Source organism: Teredinibacter purpureus, assembly GCF_014217335.1.
GTDB lineage: Bacteria > Pseudomonadota > Gammaproteobacteria > Pseudomonadales > Cellvibrionaceae > Teredinibacter > Teredinibacter purpureus.
Window position 1 is genome coordinate 3901537 of the sequence record NZ_CP060092.1, and the last position, 16797, is coordinate 3918333.

The 16797-nt window shown below is 47.7% G+C and carries 12 protein-coding genes and 3 tRNA genes; 5 read left to right on the top strand and 10 right to left on the bottom strand.

Features of this window, described 5'->3' with window-relative positions; translation table 11 throughout:
- Positions 1-37: 37 nt before the first annotated feature.
- The 9 genes from H5647_RS17420 to thrS all read right to left on the bottom strand — a co-directional run bounded on the left by H5647_RS17420 (position 38) and on the right by thrS (position 8153).
- Positions 38-114: transfer RNA gene (locus H5647_RS17420), tRNA-Pro, on the bottom strand.
- 138 nt (positions 115-252) lie between these two features.
- Positions 253-612 carry a MerR family transcriptional regulator gene (locus tag H5647_RS17425; RefSeq protein ID WP_045860360.1) on the bottom strand — a complete coding sequence of 120 codons (360 nt, stop codon included), beginning with the start codon at positions 610-612 and terminating at the stop codon, positions 253-255.
- Entirely contained in the window at positions 596-919 is a 324-nt protein-coding gene (gene ihfA, locus H5647_RS17430; RefSeq protein WP_045861497.1) for an integration host factor subunit alpha, read from the bottom strand. Before ihfA ends, H5647_RS17425 begins: the two co-directional genes overlap by 17 nt.
- Complete coding sequence (gene pheT / locus H5647_RS17435) at positions 903-3296, bottom strand: phenylalanine--tRNA ligase subunit beta (RefSeq protein WP_045860361.1); 2394 nt, start codon at positions 3294-3296, stop codon at positions 903-905. Before pheT ends, ihfA begins: the two co-directional genes overlap by 17 nt.
- A 161-nt stretch (positions 3297-3457) precedes the next feature.
- Positions 3458-4447: a phenylalanine--tRNA ligase subunit alpha gene (gene pheS / locus H5647_RS17440; RefSeq protein ID WP_045860362.1), complete on the bottom strand. Its 990-nt coding sequence runs from the start codon at positions 4445-4447 to the stop codon at positions 3458-3460.
- A gap of 356 nt (positions 4448-4803) precedes the next feature.
- The gene (gene rplT / locus H5647_RS17445) at positions 4804-5163 is read right to left on the bottom strand and encodes a 50S ribosomal protein L20 (protein WP_045860363.1); all 360 of its coding nucleotides are present in this window, start codon (positions 5161-5163) and stop codon (positions 4804-4806) included.
- A 34-nt stretch (positions 5164-5197) separates the two neighbouring features.
- The gene (rpmI, locus tag H5647_RS17450; RefSeq protein ID WP_082087101.1) at positions 5198-5392 is read right to left on the bottom strand and encodes a 50S ribosomal protein L35; all 195 of its coding nucleotides are present in this window, start codon (positions 5390-5392) and stop codon (positions 5198-5200) included.
- A gap of 187 nt (positions 5393-5579) precedes the next feature.
- Positions 5580-6122 (bottom strand): translation initiation factor IF-3, encoded by a 543-nt coding sequence (infC, locus tag H5647_RS17455; RefSeq protein WP_082087102.1) that lies wholly within the window; start codon positions 6120-6122, stop codon positions 5580-5582.
- Positions 6123-6239: 117 nt separating this feature from the next.
- Positions 6240-8153: a threonine--tRNA ligase gene (gene thrS, locus H5647_RS17460; RefSeq protein ID WP_045860366.1), complete on the bottom strand. Its 1914-nt coding sequence runs from the start codon at positions 8151-8153 to the stop codon at positions 6240-6242.
- A gap of 437 nt (positions 8154-8590) precedes the next feature.
- On the opposite strand from thrS, the gene H5647_RS17465 reads away from it, so the two are divergent.
- The 5 genes from H5647_RS17465 (at position 8591) to H5647_RS17485 (ending at position 15102) form a co-directional block, all read left to right on the top strand.
- Entirely contained in the window at positions 8591-10114 is a 1524-nt protein-coding gene (locus H5647_RS17465; RefSeq protein ID WP_045860367.1) for a capsule assembly Wzi family protein, read from the top strand.
- Between the two features lie 73 nt (positions 10115-10187).
- Entirely contained in the window at positions 10188-12710 is a 2523-nt protein-coding gene (locus H5647_RS17470; RefSeq protein WP_082087103.1) for an SLBB domain-containing protein, read from the top strand.
- Between the two features lie 268 nt (positions 12711-12978).
- Positions 12979-13055 (top strand) — tRNA-Val (locus tag H5647_RS17475).
- A 108-nt stretch (positions 13056-13163) separates the two neighbouring features.
- Positions 13164-13239, top strand: a tRNA-Asn gene (locus tag H5647_RS17480).
- A 588-nt stretch (positions 13240-13827) separates the two neighbouring features.
- Positions 13828-15102, top strand: coding sequence for an SGNH/GDSL hydrolase family protein (locus tag H5647_RS17485; protein WP_045860368.1), 1275 nt, complete (start codon positions 13828-13830; stop codon positions 15100-15102).
- A gap of 196 nt (positions 15103-15298) precedes the next feature.
- Here the strand turns inward: H5647_RS17485 and H5647_RS17490 are convergent, their stop codons facing one another.
- Entirely contained in the window at positions 15299-16465 is a 1167-nt protein-coding gene (locus H5647_RS17490; protein WP_045861499.1) for a nucleotide sugar dehydrogenase, read from the bottom strand.
- Positions 16466-16797 lie beyond the last annotated feature (332 nt).

Below are 16797 nucleotides of genomic sequence, written 5' to 3' on the forward strand. Positions count from 1 at the left end.
ACGCTTAGTAACCGCTAACCCCGCAAGGCTGGGGAATTGGTCGGAGTGGCCGGATTTGAACCGACGACCACCACACCCCCAGTGTGGTGCGCTACCAGGCTGCGCTACACTCCGATTTGTTCTGCGTAGGTAAGTACGCGAGGCGCACATAATACGGATTAAGAGGGTTTATGCAAGACATAATTAGGCGTTTTATCGATTCTTCTTTTAACGTGAAAAAGCGCCTGTATTTTGAGCTTTTTTAAGCTGCTATTAGGTTTTAAGTACTTCTAACACTTCTTCTAAGTCTCGGATCATTTCCGCTACTATTTTCGATAGTTCAGTGCTGCTTTCAGGTTTATTTACGTCGCTGGTCATTTGCTGACGTGCGCCACCAATCGTAAAGCCTTGATCGTACAGTAGTGATCGAATTTGCCGAATGGTGAGTACATCGGCTCGCTGATAGTAGCGGCGATTGCCTCGGCGTTTAACCGGTTTCAACTGGGGGAATTCTTGCTCCCAGTAACGCAATACATGCGGTTTTACCGCGCATAGCTCGCTAACTTCTCCAATAGTGAAGTAACGCTTGCCTGGGATTACGGGTAATTCGTCGTTATTACTCGGTTCCAGCATACGCTTCGACTCGTGCCTTTAGTTTTTGACCAGGGCGAAAGGTTACCACTCTTCTCGCAGTAATCGGTATTTCTTCACCCGTTTTGGGGTTTCGGCCAGGTCTTTGTTTTTTGTCACGCAAGTCAAAATTGCCGAAACCGGATAGTTTGACTTGCTCATTTTGTTCCAGCGCATTCCGAATCTCTTCAAAGAAAAACTCAACGAGCTCTTTGGCTTCACGCTTGTTAAACCCTAACTCTTCGTACAGGTTTTCAGCGAGGTCGGCCTTTGTGAGGGACTCTTTATCGATATTATCTAAGGCTGGCATTAAATTCATCCTCTAGCCGCTTAATAATGTCGGCCACCGGAGTGTTAATTTCATCTTCGTTAAGAGTGCGTGAAGGATGCTGAAACGTCAAGTTAAAAGCCAGACTTTTTCTTTTAGGATCAATACCTTCGCCGCTATATACGTCAAACACCTTTAAGTTTTTGAGGTAGTCACCTGCATTTGCTCGAATTTCGTCCAATAGCACTGCAGCGTTGACGCCCCTATCTACAACGATAGCTAAATCTCGACTAACTTCAGGGAATTTTGACAGTGGCTCAAAAACGGGAACGGTGGTGGAGAGTACTTTTTGCAACGCCACTTCGAATACAAATACCGATTTAGTGATGTCCAGCGCCTTTAGTAGCTGAGGGTGGATAGCACCAACAACGCCAACTGACTCACCCTCTACAAACACTTCTGCACTTTGCCCTGGGTGTAATGCGGTATGTACCACAGGCTGAAAGGTGATTGTTTTGCTGGTAAGCGATAACAACGACTCGAGGTCACCTTTTATATCGTAAAAGTCTACGTCGCTCTTTTCTGCTACCCATGAGGCTTCGTCTCGCTGGCCGTATATTAAGCCTGCAAGGCCCGCTGTTTGGGCCAAGCCTTGTGGTGTAGGTATGAAGCGCAAACCTTTTTCGAACAAGCGTACACGGCTATGTTGACGATTAAGGTTACGTCGAAGTGTTTCGACGAGCCCAGGCAATAACGAGGTACGCATGACGCTCATATCTGCGCTAATAGGGTTAAGTAACTCTACCGCTGATGCGGTATCACCAGCCGTAAATAATGCCTGTATTTTCGGGTCGATAAAGCTGTAGGTTATGGCTTCTTGGTAACCCCTGCCAATTAATTGCCGCGCTAAGCGGTCTTCTGGTAATTGGGAATCTTTAATTTTAGGTAAGGATGCTGGCACGCGCATTTCGGTGACTGGTAGCTGGTTGTAACCATAGATACGCGCTAGCTCTTCGAGTAGGTCGGCTTCTATTGCGATATCGAAGCGATAGCTGGGTACGCTGAATGTCCAACGGCTATCGGTTTGGCTGCTTAAGCTTAAACCGAGGCGAGTGAGTATATCGACCACTTCTGCGTCGGGAATGGCTAAACCCAAGCCAGATTCTATACGGCTACGCTGAAGCGTTACCTCACGCGCAGGGGGTAATGCCTCGGTGAGTTCACTCTTAACCAGTGGCCCAGCGGTTCCACCCACAATATCTAACAATAAGGCTGTCGCGCGCTCGAGGGCGCTTTCGGCTCCGTTATAATCCACTCCCCTTTCAAAGCGGTGAGACGAATCTGTATGTAAACCGTAAGAGCGTGCTTTACCGGCAATAATAATAGGGTTGAAGAACGCACTTTCTAGAAAAATATCGTGTGTATTGCTGGTTACAGAGGTTGTCTGCCCGCCCATCACGCCGGCCAATGCTATTGGCCCGCTGTTATCGGCAATAACCAATGAGCCTGCGTTTAGTTTTATTGCTTGGCCGTCGAGTAACGTTAATTGTTCGCCTTGCTCAGCTAAACGCACACGAATGCCGGTGTTAAGGGTTGCGAGGTCGAACGCGTGCATGGGCTGGCCCAGCTCCATTAAGATGTAATTCGTTACATCTACCACGGCATCTATAGAGCGAACACCGCTGCGCCGTAAACGTTCTACTAGCCAATGAGGGCTAGGCTTGCTGACATCAACCCCTTGTATTACTCGCCCCACATACCGCGGGCAAGCATCGCCAGCGTCTAGGCTAACGGGGAAGGTCGCATCGCTGGTATGAGCGACAGGAAGGATTTCTACGTTATTAACGGACACTTTATTCAAGACACCCACCTCGCGCGCAAGGCCTTTTAGGCTTAAGCAGTCGCTACGATTAGGCGTAAGGTCTACCTCAATAATGGTGTCGTTAAGATCTAGGTATTCACGTAGATCGGTGCCTACAGGTGCATCACTGGCAAGCTCCCATAAACCGGTGTCATCATCGCCCGCCTGTAACTCGGTTTGCCCACAGAGCATACCTAGGGATTCCACGCCGCGCAGTTTAGCCTTTTTAATTTTGAAGGCTTTGCCATCATCGCCGGGCGGTAAACTTGCGCCAACGAGTGCAAAAGGAATTTTTATACCTACGCGAGCATTTGGTGCACCGCACACCACTTGTTTAGTACCTTCGGGGTGGCCTGCAACTTGGCATACTCGCAGTTTGTCTGCATCGGGGTGCTGTATAACTTCGAGAATTTCTCCAACAACGACGTTGCTAAATTCACCGGCTACGCTGTCTATGGCATCGACTTCTAAACCCGCCATTGTGAGCTGGTCGACCAATTCTTGTGTGCCAACACTGGGGTTTACCCAAGTTCTTAACCAAGATTCGCTGAATTTCATGTATCGTTTTATCCGTTGCGGGCCATGAGCCCGATAGTCGTGAGTAATGGTGTGCGCTCTGGAGTTACACCCCTACATTCGCACTTTCTTGCTGGAAGAATAGAGGCTTTCCACTCTATTCTTTACCCTGTTAATTACGCTTTTATCGTTAGGTTTTTTGCTTAGAACTGTCGTAAAAAATCTAAATCGTTTTCAAAAAACAAACGCAGGTCGTTCACGTCGTAGCGCAACATGGCTAGCCGCTCTACACCTAGGCCAAAGGCAAAGCCGGTATAGGCTTCTGGGTCTACGCCACTAGAGGTCAAAACATTAGGGTGCACCATGCCGCAACCACCCACTTCTAGCCAACCGGTTTTACTGGCTTCCCAGCGAATATCGAATTCAGCAGAAGGCTCTGTAAAGGGGAAAAATGAGGGGCGAAAACGCACTTCCAAGTCGTCGTCTTCGAAAAACACCCGCAAAAATTGCACGATAGTGCCTTTTAAATCCGCAAAGCTTACGTTTTTATCAATGACCAAGCCTTCTACCTGATGAAACATTGGCGTGTGGGTCATATCTGAATCGCATCGATACACTCGGCCAGGGCAAATAATGTAGATGGGCGGCTCTTGGTTCTCCATGGTTCTGACTTGAACAGGAGAGGTGTGTGTACGCAGTACGTTGCTGTCATCGATATAGAATGTATCGTGCATGGCACGTGCGGGATGGTGAGCTGGGATATTGAGGGCGTCGAAGTTATGGTAATTATCTTCGATTTCGGGGCCCTGTTCGACTTTATAGCCTACATTGGCAAATATACGCTCTATGCGATCAAGTGTGCGCGTAACGGGGTGCAACCCGCCGGCTTCTGCTCGACGCCCAGCCAATGTTACGTCTATTTTTTCTTCGGCTAACTTGGCTTCTATGGCGGCATTTTCCATTTGCTGCTTACGCGTGTTTATGCACGTTTGCACGCTGGCTTTGGCTTTATTAATTTCTGCGCCCGCAGCGGGCCGCTCTTCGGCGCTGAGTTTACCCAAGCCTTTTAATAAACCTGTTAATTGGCCTTTTTTGCCAAGGTAGTTTACGCGCACGGCGTCTAGCGCGGCTAAATCGTTGGCGTCGTTTACTAGATTAAGGGCTTCGTCGGTTAATTCTTTTAGGTTTTCCATAAGTCACTTAAGAGCGTTTGCTTCGCTTACTTTTGGAGCGGCCATTGGCCTGCTGGATTACTGAGCGCTACCGGAGATAGCGTCTAGAGAAAATGCCTTTTTTATACGTTAGGCGAATGTCTTGTGCTGCTGTTTCGGTATTGCCGGCCTAAACAATACTGTACCCGCCGGATACCGTTCATCCTGAACCCGGCTCTTGTGCGTCCTGCACCCGCCGGATACCGTTCATCCTGAACCCGGCTCTTGTGCGTCCTGCACCCGCCGGATACCGTTCATCCTGAACATAAAAAGGGAAGTGCCGAAGCCCTTCCCTTTCTGATTGTTTTACAAAAACACAGGCAAGCCTATGATTTTGATCAAGCAGCGAGTGCTTCTTTTGCTTTGTTTACAATAGCTGCGAAAGCAGCTTTATCGTGAATGGCCAAATCGGCCAATACGCGACGATCTAAAGCAATGTCGGCTTTCTTCAAACCAGCGATCAATCGGCTGTAGCTTACGCCTTCAACACGAGACTGAGCGTTGATACGAGTGATCCATAAAGCACGGAAATTACGCTTTTTATTGCGACGGTCGCGATAAGCGTATTGACCGGCTTTGATGACGGCTTGTTTTGCTACACGAAATACGCGTGAACGCGCACCGTAATAACCTTTTGCTGCTTTTAAAACTTTTTTGTGACTTCGGCGTGCCACTACACCACGTTTTACACGGGCCATACTAATTCCTCATTCAAAAATGTTGTGGGGCCAATTACTTGGCACGCATCATACGATCTACCGCTGGAACATCAGCTGCGTTAAGCATGCTGGTGCCACGAAGCTGACGCTTACGCTTGGTAGTCATTTTGGTGAGGATGTGGCTCTTGAAAGCGTGTTTGTGCTTATAGCCAGATGCAGTTTTTTTGAACCGCTTGGCTGCGCCGCTATGTACTTTAGCTTTTGGCATTGTTACTTCTCCAATAAAAGGGCTAATAAAAGTGGCCCTCTGGGTTTTACTTTAGAATCAACTAGGCAGCTAAATAGCCCGATGACTCGCGCGAAACGGGTAAAAATTACCGGTTTCGTATCTGCGCTCTTGAAAACCAAGAGCGCTAGATGGGGTATTAACGCAGTTGTACGCTATTTAATGCGCGTTACTTACGTTTTTTAGGGGCCAGTACCATTATTAATTGGCGGCCTTCCATTTTGGGGTATTGCTCTACAGTTGCGATCTCTTCCAAGTCGACTTCGATGCGCTTCATCATCTCCATACCTAACTCTTGGTGAGCCATTTCCCTGCCACGGAAACGAAGCGACATTTTCGCTTTATCACCGGCTTCGAGAAAACGCGTAACATTGCGCAATTTAACTTTGTAATCGCCCTCTTCTGTACCGGGGCGAAACTTCATTTCTTTTACTTGCTGCTGCTTCTGCTTCTTTTTGGCCGCGGCTTTCTGCTTTTTAATCTCGAAGAGATGTTTACCATAGTCCATGATCTTACAAACGATGGGTTCAGCATCCGCCGCAATTTCGACTAGATCTAAGGTGACGGCCGCAGCCGCTGCCCTTGCTTCTGCGATGGGGACGATACCAACTTGTTCTCCGTCTGCACCTATTAGGCGTACTTCCGTGGCTTCAATTTGATCATTGATTGCCGCTTTCTTAGAACGCCCTTTGGCATTATCACGATTGTTAATGGCCTATCTCTCCTGTGTTCATTAACCACTTTAATGTGGCGGGTGTCGGCAATGCTGTTGCATCTACCAACGTATTAGGTGCTTTCACCGAGCAGTTGCCTGCGCTCTACTCCATTATCAAACCTTTCCACGCTTGGCGACTGCGTCTGCCAAGAGTGTAGCAAAGTCATCTAAGGAGTATGTTCCTAGGTCTTTACCTTCGCGTGTACGTACCGCGAGCGTGCCGTTTTCCATTTCCTGATCACCGACGACCAAGAGGAAGGGAACCTTCTGAATGGTGTGCTCGCGAATTTTAAAGCCGATCTTCTCATTTCTCAAGTCAGAAACGACTCGGAAGCCTTTGTTTTGCAGGGATTTCTCAACTTTTTGTGCATATTTAGCCTGATTGTCCGTAATATTCAGAATTACAGCCTGCTCTGGCGCCAACCAAGGCGGAAATGCACCTTCGTAGTTTTCGATCAAAATACCAATAAATCGCTCAAAAGAACCCAAAATGGCTCGGTGCAACATAACAGGTACTTGGCGAGAACCGTCTTCGGCGACATATTGCGCATCTAAACGGCCCGGCATAGAGAAATCGACCTGAATCGTACCACACTGCCAAACACGGCCTATACAATCTTTCAGTGAGAATTCAATTTTGGGACCATAGAACGCCCCTTCACCCGGTAACAACTCATAAGGCAATGCTTTGGCGTCGAGCGCATCAGCCAAGGCCTTTTCGGCTTTATCCCACACTTCGTCACTACCTACGCGCTTCTCTGGGCGCGTAGACAAGCGGATAATTACATCGTTAAAGCCGAAATCGCGATACACCTCATACAGTAAATCGGTGAAAACCGACACTTCTTCTTGAATGGCTTCTTCTGCGCAAAATATGTGCGCATCATCTTGCACAAAGCTGCGCACTCGCATAATGCCCTGCAGCGTGCCCGAGGCTTCATTACGGTGGCAAGAGCCAAACTCTGCCAGGCGCAACGGCAAATCGCGGTAACTTTTCAAGCCCTGATTAAAGACTTGGATATGACAGGGGCAATTCATGGGCTTAACGGCGTAATCCCGTGATTCGGACTCGACAGTAAACATCCCCTCGCGAAATTTATCCCAATGGCCAGAACGCTCCCACAACGATCGGTCGACCACTTGTGGGGTTTTGATTTCCTGGTAACCATTGTCGCGCTGTACTTTGCGCATGTACTGCTCGATTTCGGTGTAAATCGTCCAGCCTTTGGGGTGCCAAAATACCATGCCGGGCGCTTCTTCCTGCAAATGGAACAAGTTAAATTTCTTGCCCAGCTTGCGGTGATCGCGTTTTTCAGCTTCTTCCAATCGATTCAAATAACCTTTTAAATCTTTTTTACTGCTCCATGCAGTACCGTATATTCGCTGTAACATTTCGTTGTCTGAATTACCGCGCCAATAGGCACCAGCGACCTTCATCAACTTAAAATACTTTAACTTGCCGGTAGAAGGCACATGCGGGCCACGGCACAAGTCTTCAAATTCGCCCTGTTTGTAAAGGGACAAGGGCTCGTCTGACGGAATACTTTCAATAATTTCGGCTTTGTATGCTTCGCCTATTCCCCGAAAATGAGCGACAGCCTCATCGCGCGGTAAAACACGCCTTGATACAGGGAGGTCGGCCTTTGCCAGCTCAGACATTTTCTTTTCGATAGCGTCTAGATCTTCTGGGGTAAACGCGCGCGAATATGCAAAGTCGTAATAGAACCCATCGTCAATAACAGGGCCAATAGTAACCTGCGCTTCTGGAAAAAGTGTTTTTACTGCTTGAGCAAGCAAGTGCGCGCTAGAATGGCGAAGCACTTCAAGCCCTTCGGGCGATTTCTCTGTGACAATGGCTAAGGCGGCATCGGCTTCAATCGTAAAGCTAGCGTCAACTTCCTTGCCATCAACTAAACCGGCCAAGGTGGCTTTTGCCAAGCCGGGGCCAATATCAGCGGCAACATCAAGTACAGTAACTGGGTGTGGAAATTCGCGTTTAGAGCCGTCAGGCAACGTGATAACAGGCATAGAATGACCTTCTATCAGTGGTGACCCCTACCAAAGGCCACGTGAACATTACAGCAATAGCCATTGCTACTACCAAGAGATTAGGCGCGGAATTATATAGAGGAAGGTGAAGAGAGGAAACCTTTGGTTTATTTAATAGCCCTTAAACCTAAGCGAGTAGACCGTCAAATAACTCGCTCGAATAAACGCTCTTCGCAACACCTTAAACCGTTCAGCCTCTATTACGCCCCTTTTACGCCCTTTTTAAACGGCAATGTAACGCTCAGCCATTGACTGAAAACTAAAAGCCCTTAACATGCAGCTACTTTAACGGCACGCTACAACCCTTCACATGGGCACCACAATCGTGTCGTTTGTTTTATGTACACGCTCTGTCAGCGATCGCTACAGCTATTATTTATAGGACGCTTCCTTCACACGAAGCCTAAAGGGGATAAATGCACAAGGCAGCATGCACACAAGAAAAAGTTGCCAGCGCAAAGATTAAAACGCTGCGCGCCCACACCATTTCTACTTTGCTGTGTGCCATAGCCACGTTAACGCCCGCGACCCATGCCGAACCGTGGGTAAACACAGGCGATGATCGCACCCGACACCACCTGCAAATTTTATCCGACACGCAAAAACTGACGATTCCACTCACTAGCTGGCCGGTAATGTGGAGCGGCATAAAACAAGGGCTGGATGCGGTAAAAATAGAGCAGTTAAACGATTCCGAACTTTGGTCTTACCGGTATCTACAACACGCGCTAGAGAAAGCCATGCGCAGCAATGCCAGCATTACTTTACACGCTAACAGCCATTCTGCAGCAGGGCTTACACACTTTGCTGATACCGCAAAAGATGGCTCTTATGCTTCTTTCACCGGCAACTTTACCTCAAGCCATTTTGCTGGCCAACTGAAAACAAACTACTCTGCAGACCCCGATAACACCGACCCTATTCGCTCAAACCCTCGTTATTATGATGGCACTTACCTTGCCACAACCGTAGGCAACTGGGCGCTCGGCGTAGGCGCTATTGAACGGTGGTGGGGCCCCGGCTGGCAAGCCAGCATGATACTGGGCAACAATGCTCGACCGGCTCCCAGTTTATTTGTTCACCGAAAAGACACCTCTTCCACTAATGCTCATACTGCATGGCTGCCGAATTGGGATTTAAACGTTTTTGTGAGCGAACTTCAGGACGACCGCTACCGAAAGGGGGCCAAACTTAACGGTGCCCGCTTTACGGTCAAACCGTTCACTTTTTTGGAAATAGGTGTAAGCACAACCCAAATGAGTGGTGGCGATAACCCAACGCTCATCGATAGTACCCTAGACGCCGACAGCGCAGCACTCGACACAGCCCCCAACGCAACGCTTGGAACGCAAGAGAAACGCAAGAAACACTACGCACTCGACAGTATCGATTGGCGACTAGGCCATGCAATGGGTGCCACCCAATTAGCGCTGTACCATCAAATTGCCCAAACACACGACAGCAATCAAACACTTCAGGCCGCACTTTACGGGGTAGAAGTTAGCGCTCTCATCGCTAATGTCAGCAGCCGAATATCCGCTGAATACCATACAACCGAAAACGACGGCCACTCAATATACGACAATGAAGACTATAATAGCGGCTATCGCCATTACAAAAAATCGATTGCGACCCCCATCGATTCAGCCTCCAGCGCCACCACGCTACAAGGCCATCATTTCTTCGACTTTGGTCATCAATTCAATTGGCGACTAGGCAGCAGCCAATTAAACACTGATAATATCGTGCTTGATCCTCCGGCGGGCCACCCGTATGGCAAAAACACTATAGATCTCCAACACCTAGAATTTATTTATAAGCTGCCGCTCAGCAACCAGTTACAACTAGATATTGGCCTTCAGCATTACAGTGAATCGCTGTATTTTTCTGGTAAAGAGATTTCCACCGGCGGGCACCTACAGATCCACTTTGAATTTTAAACAGCCTTAATAAACGGCAAAGATACCATCGCGCTTTAACCGAAAACAAAACCAGGAATTGAATACGCGTCTTATGATTAATCGATCGCTTTATCGCTCAAGACTTAATGCCCTCCTCAGTTCAACCTGTGCAGCATTACTCTTAATACCGTTTATGGTCTCGCCAACCCTTGCAGCAACACCTTCCGCTGCACAAATTGAACAATTCAAGCAAATGTCGCCCGCGCAACAACAAGCGCTCGCAGCCTCAATGGGCATTAATTTAAGCGACTATGCAGGCCTGCTCGGCAACAGCGGCGCAACCCCTAACGCGGCCCCCACGCAAAGCGCCGTTTCCGGTAATCGCCACCTGCGTGATAGCGGCACCTCCGATCTAGAAGAAACCGCCCAAGAAGCCGTGGACTCCCTTAGCCTTAACGAAGACAGCGAAAGAGAAACGCTTAAGGAAGAACTGGAGCTTTTCGGCTACGACATATTCCGTTTCGGTGCCGATAGTTTTGCACCATCTACCGATATACCTATTCCCGCTAATTACATTATGGGCCCCGGCGACAACCTGGTTATACAACTGTACGGCAAAGAAAACACCACCCATAGCCTAACGCTAGATCGCGACGGGCAAGTAATGTTTCCCAATATTGGGCCTGTTACATTAGCCGGCATGAGCTTTGAGCGCGTATCAGAAAAAATTGAAGAAGTGGTAAGCCAGCAAATGATCGGCGTAAAGAGTTCGGTCTCTATGGGCGCCTTACGCACTATTCGCATATTTGTACTAGGTGATGTGAATGTGCCTGGCTCCTACGTTGTAGGCTCTCTTTCAACCATGACCAACGCCATATTTGCGTCTGGCGGTATTACCAAAATTGGTTCGTTACGCAACATTCAACTTAAACGTCGTGGCGAAATTATTACCACCTTGGATTTATACGACCTACTCTTAAATGGCGACACCAGCAAAGATTCGCGCTTACTGCCCGGCGACGTTCTTTTTGTACCCCCCATAGGAAAAACTGCAGGCGTTGCCGGCGATGTAAAACGCCCTGCAATCTACGAGCTTCGCACTGAAACCAGCGTGGCCAGTGTGATTACGTTAGCCGGCGGTCTACTGCCCACCGCCTACCTACCCGCCTCGCGCATAGAACGTATCCTAACCAAAAGTGGCGAAAAAACGCTCGTAAACTTAGATTTATCTACTCAGAAAGGCAAAAACTTTAGCGTTAACGACGCCGATGTGATCCAAATATTTTCAACGCTAGACACCATGCGAGACATCGTAAAACTCGATGGCTATGTTAAGCGGCCAGGCGGCTTTGCATGGAAACCTCAAATTCGCTTTACCGATGTGGTGAACACCGTCGACGACCTACTACCCAACCCCGATATCGATATCGCCCTTATTCAGCGAGAAGAAAAATCCACGCGCAAAGTTCGTGTCATTACCTTCTCCCCTAGGCTCGCTTTTGAAAACCCCAACAGCGAACACAACCCGCTATTAGAGTCGCGCGATACCATTACGCTATTTGACTATCAATCAGACAGAAGCCCACTGCTCAAAACGGTTATACAACGCTTAGAAACTCAAGCCAATATCACAGAACGGGCTCAACTGATTAATATTCAAGGTAGCGTTCGCTTCCCTGGGCTATACCCGCTTACTCAACACATGGTAACGTCAGACGCCATAAACCTAGCCGGCGGCCTAACCGAAAGCGCGCAAGGCACCGAGGCCGAAATTACCCGATACGACCTCAACGAAGTACGCTCCACCGTTGTCATGCATATCGATTTAAACCTTAAAATTGATGACCCCATTTTGCAAGCTGGCGATTCGCTTCGCCTTAAACAAGTACCCCTTTGGCACCAAAAAGAATCGGTTACCCTTGCTGGCGAAGTCGTACACCCTGGCGACTACTCTATTCTTCCGGGCGAAACCCTAATGGACGTATTGCACCGTGCTGGCGGCATGACCCCCCACGCTTACCCCGAAGGTGCGATATTCTCCCGTGAAGACCTCCGGCGCCTAGAGCAAGAGCGCCTAAACGACCTTAAAGATGTGATTGCCGCCGATATTGCCGCCAACAATTTGCAAGAAAGCGCACTAAAGAAAGGCGGTGTTGATTTAGAGGAAACCAAACAAATACTCGACAATATAGACGGCGTTCAAGCGTTGGGCCGTATGGTTATCGACTTACCCTCCATTATGGCAACCCCAACCACCTACGACTTTCAACTAGAAGATGGCGACACACTTACCATACCTCGCTTTAAACCCTCCATTACCGTAGTCGGAGAAGTGCAATTCCCTACCTCGCACTTCTTCGACACTAGACTGACGGTAAAAGATTATATCGATCGCTCTGGCGGCACTAAATTCAATGCCGACAAAAAACGTATTTACATTGTTAAAGCCAATGGCCGCGTATTTCTCCCGAGCCAGTCGGCATGGTTTCGCTCCAAAAGCCAAAAACTAGACCCAGGCGACACCGTGATAGTACCAATTGATACCGACCGAGTAGACAAGCTTACCGTCTGGAGCAGCGTCACACAGATGATGTACCAAGCCGCACTGGGTGTTGCCGCTATTGGCTCCCTGTAGCTTTGCTGAGTTAGCCATAGTGCCGTAATGGCTAGCGTTGTACTTAGTCTCGGCCTACCCCCAACACAAAAGGCGCTCCTGTAGCGCCTTTTGTAATTGTGCAACGTTTAACCAAGCCCATTAACACTCCCCCCTCCCGCCACCTACAGTGGCGCGATTACTGCAATATAACCGTTAAAACAGATTGCGCTTCAGGGAAAAACCTATAAAATACGCGCCCTCTCTTCGGTGATAGTCCTGCAGTAAAGGCTATGCCGTGATAGACGATAGGACCATAGCTCAGTTGGTTAGAGCGCTACCTTGACATGGTAGAGGTCGGCGGTTCGAATCCGCCTGGTCCTACCAATTAAACCCCAATAAAATCAAAGAGTTAAATTTCTTTATTTGGGGTTGACACATAAAGAACGCGCCAGTAATATACGCGCTCTTTCGGGCTACAACCCATTAGACAATTCCGCCTTAGCTCAGTTGGTAGAGCAAATGACTGTTAATCATTAGGTCGCTGGTTCGAGCCCAGCAGGCGGAGCCAAATTTTAAAAAACCGCAGGTTTAAACCTGCGGTTTTTTTTCGCCTAAAGCCTGAAGAAAGTGCCACCGCTACATTCACCCGTTTATACCCGCCACGCCTCACCTCAAATATTCCAGAACAGTTAACCCGATAATAAAACAGTGCGCAGCAAAAGTAACAACACAGTAAACCTTACCCAACACCCAACCAATACTCAACATCACACTTAGCTACAACCTCTCCAGCAACTCGGCACAAAACAATAACCAAAATTTTGCCGGGTCGTCCACCAACTAGCTCTCACTAACCTCTTTACCTATACATTTATGTCGTGAAAATTGCTCATCGCTCGGCATATTGTCAGAACAACAATATCCTAGAATAAATAACCATATTTTATATAACGAAATAGACTACTTTTAGCGTTCACCCCTACTTTTCAATCGTTTATTTACCTACTATTATTCTGGCAGCTGCTTTTCACGTAAAAATTCCCCTCCAAAAACAAACCTTTTAAACAATAGAAAAGAACAACATCGATAAAGGAAGTCGAGGTAAAAACTAGGCTTAACGCCGAATTTTGTGACAATATAATAATGGAGAATAAAAATGTCGCTACAATCGTTTTCTATACGCCAAGCAGGTATTGCTACTGGTCAGGCCTGTAAAAATGTTTTATCCAACACTCTGCTATTTTGCGTATCGTTATTAGTAACCTTGCTCATCGCCGAAATCATTTTTTATTTTCTCAACCGGTATAACCCCGTAACACCGCCCGATATCGCCACATTCCAAGGGCAACCCAACCAAGAACGGTTAGACTTTTTTCAGTACCACCCCGTATATGGGTATGCAGGCATACCCAATGTAAGCAAAACCTTTTTAGGCAAAACCATTACACACAACAGTAGGGGCTTGCGCGGCCCCGAACTCCCCTTTAAAAAGCCCGACAACGTTAAACGTATTGCGTTTATTGGCGACTCTCAAACATGGGGCTGGGCCGTTAATGACGGAGAGACTATTCCCGAACTCACCAGCCGTGTTTTAAATAAAGAGCTACGCGCTGGTACTGTGGAAGTGCTTAATTTTGGCGCCACCGGTTACGGGGTAGACCAATCCTACTTACGCCTCATAACCGAAGGTTTAAATTACGACCCAGATGTTGTTGTGTTCACCTTTTTTGCCGACAACGATGTCTGGGAGTCAACAGAGAAAGAAGCTTGGGGGGTAGAGAAACCGTACTTCTATGAAAAGCCCAACGGCAAACTCTGCGTATCTAACATTCCCCCTAGACGAGCAAGCGGCTGGCCAGCCGATAATATCAATCATATTATCGAAAATAAATTTAACCTCTCAATTAAACCGATTCAAATCTCCGCCTTAACGGTTGATCTTGGCGAATCCAACATTGCACGTTATTTTAAGCATCGCAGCCTTAACGGCGCACTGCTTAACCTGTTCGGAAACGCTTCGGGAGACCCTCTCGCAGCCATTGAAAAGCATGTAGGTTGCCTAGAAAAAGAACCGGGGCCATTGCTAAGCAGCCGCGCCGCAAAAGTGCGGCATACGCTTAACTTAATAGCGCTTACGCGCGATACCGTAGAAGCAAACGGCGGAGAGTTCTACGTGATAACCAAGCCACTGGAAGAAGACTACCGCAATACACACCTAAGCTTAGAATACAAAACGGTTCTCACTTACTTACGCCAACACGGTATCGCGCTTATCGATCTCTATAGCGAAGCACAGATGGTTCAACTAAACCCCAACAGCATGTTTATTGGCTACGGCCACCTTTCACCACAGGGCAATTATCTGGCCGCCCGTAAGCTCGGAGAACGCATTAGCGGCCTAAACGGAGAGCCGACACTGGCTGGAGAGTAACAGCCTTGGTGGCGCCTAAGAAGCACTGACGCTTGGTGGTAACGGGGCAACAGCAAAGAAGAATAGGTAGCCCCCGCAAACGAGGCCTACACCAATAGAAGAGAAACGAGTTGCAACCTCATTAGCATGAGGTTGCAACACCGAAAAACGAACAGCATACGCAAGGGTTAAAATGCTAAGGAATTAACCCTTTAACTTAATCGCTATTAAACAGATCGCGGGTATACACCTTATCGGCAACATCGCGAATATCGTCAACCATACGGTTAGCGATAATCACATCACAACGCAACTTAAACTCATTTAAGTCGTTTACTACCGCTGAGTTAAAGAATTCAGCCTCGCTTAACACAGGCTCGTGAACGATCACCTCAATGCCCTTCGCCTTAATACGCTTCATAACCCCTTGAACCGACGATGCACGAAAGTTATCCGAGCCCGCTTTCATTATCAAACGGTAAACACCCACCGTTTTCGGCTGTTTTGCGATAATGGAATCGGCAATAAAATCTTTACGGGTTTGGTTCGCGTCAACAATTGCGCGAATGAGGTTATTGGGTACTTCGCTATAGTTCGCTAGCAACTGTTTAGTATCTTTAGGTAAACAATACCCACCATAACCAAAGGAAGGATTATTGTAATGGCTACCTATACGCGGGTCTAAACACACACCATCGATAATTTGCTTGGTATCCATACCGTGCGCCTCAGCGTACGTGTCTAGCTCATTAAAATACGCTACGCGCATGGCCAAAAAAGTATTCGAAAATAACTTAATCGCCTCTGCTTCGGTGGCGTGAGTATAAAGAATATCGACATTCTCTTTAATCGCACCCTCAGCCAACAGCCCTGCAAATACCTCCGCTCTAGCAGAACGCTCGCCCACAATAATACGAGAAGGGTAGAGGTTATCGTAGAGTGCACGCCCTTCTCGTAAAAATTCTGGTGAGAACATAACGTTATCGGTAGAAAATGTCTCTTTTATCCCCTGAATGAAACCAACCGGTACCGTAGATTTCACCACCATAGTAGCCGTAGGGTTTATGGCTAAAACATCACGAATAACGGACTCCACCGAATTCGTATTAAAATAGTTCGTTTCCACATCGTAATCGGTAGGTGTGGCGATAATAACGAACTCTGCGCCTTCGAAAGCGTCGTTTTTATCGAGTGTAGCGCGTAAATTTAGCGTTTTATTTGCAAGAAAATCTTCTATTTCTGTATCCACTATTGGTGAGCGCTTATTATTAATAAGCGCTACCTTTTCTGGGATGAGATCTAACGCCACCACTTCGTGATGCTGAGACAGCAACACCGCATTAGACAGCCCCACATACCCCGTACCCGCAACTGCAATTTTCATATTCGGTAACCCGTTATCCGTTAACTTTTTAGCGATGGCCATTCTATCTGAAATAACCCCTGCGGGAAAATAAACCGGATACGCTCACAAAGCCGCTAAGACTGTTAGAACGGGGTACACGTAAAGGCCGATACGAAAATAAGTAAAAGCTTTCGACACTTTCGATGCTTTCGATGCTTCAAGGCTTCAAGGCTTCAAGGCTTCAAGGCTTCAAGGCTTCAAGGCTTCAAGGCTTCAAAGCAATATCCACTCTCGCAACACTATCTCAACGCGCGTTCAGTGCCTCTAAAGAAAATTACAACATACACCGCTACAACACGTTTCTAATATTG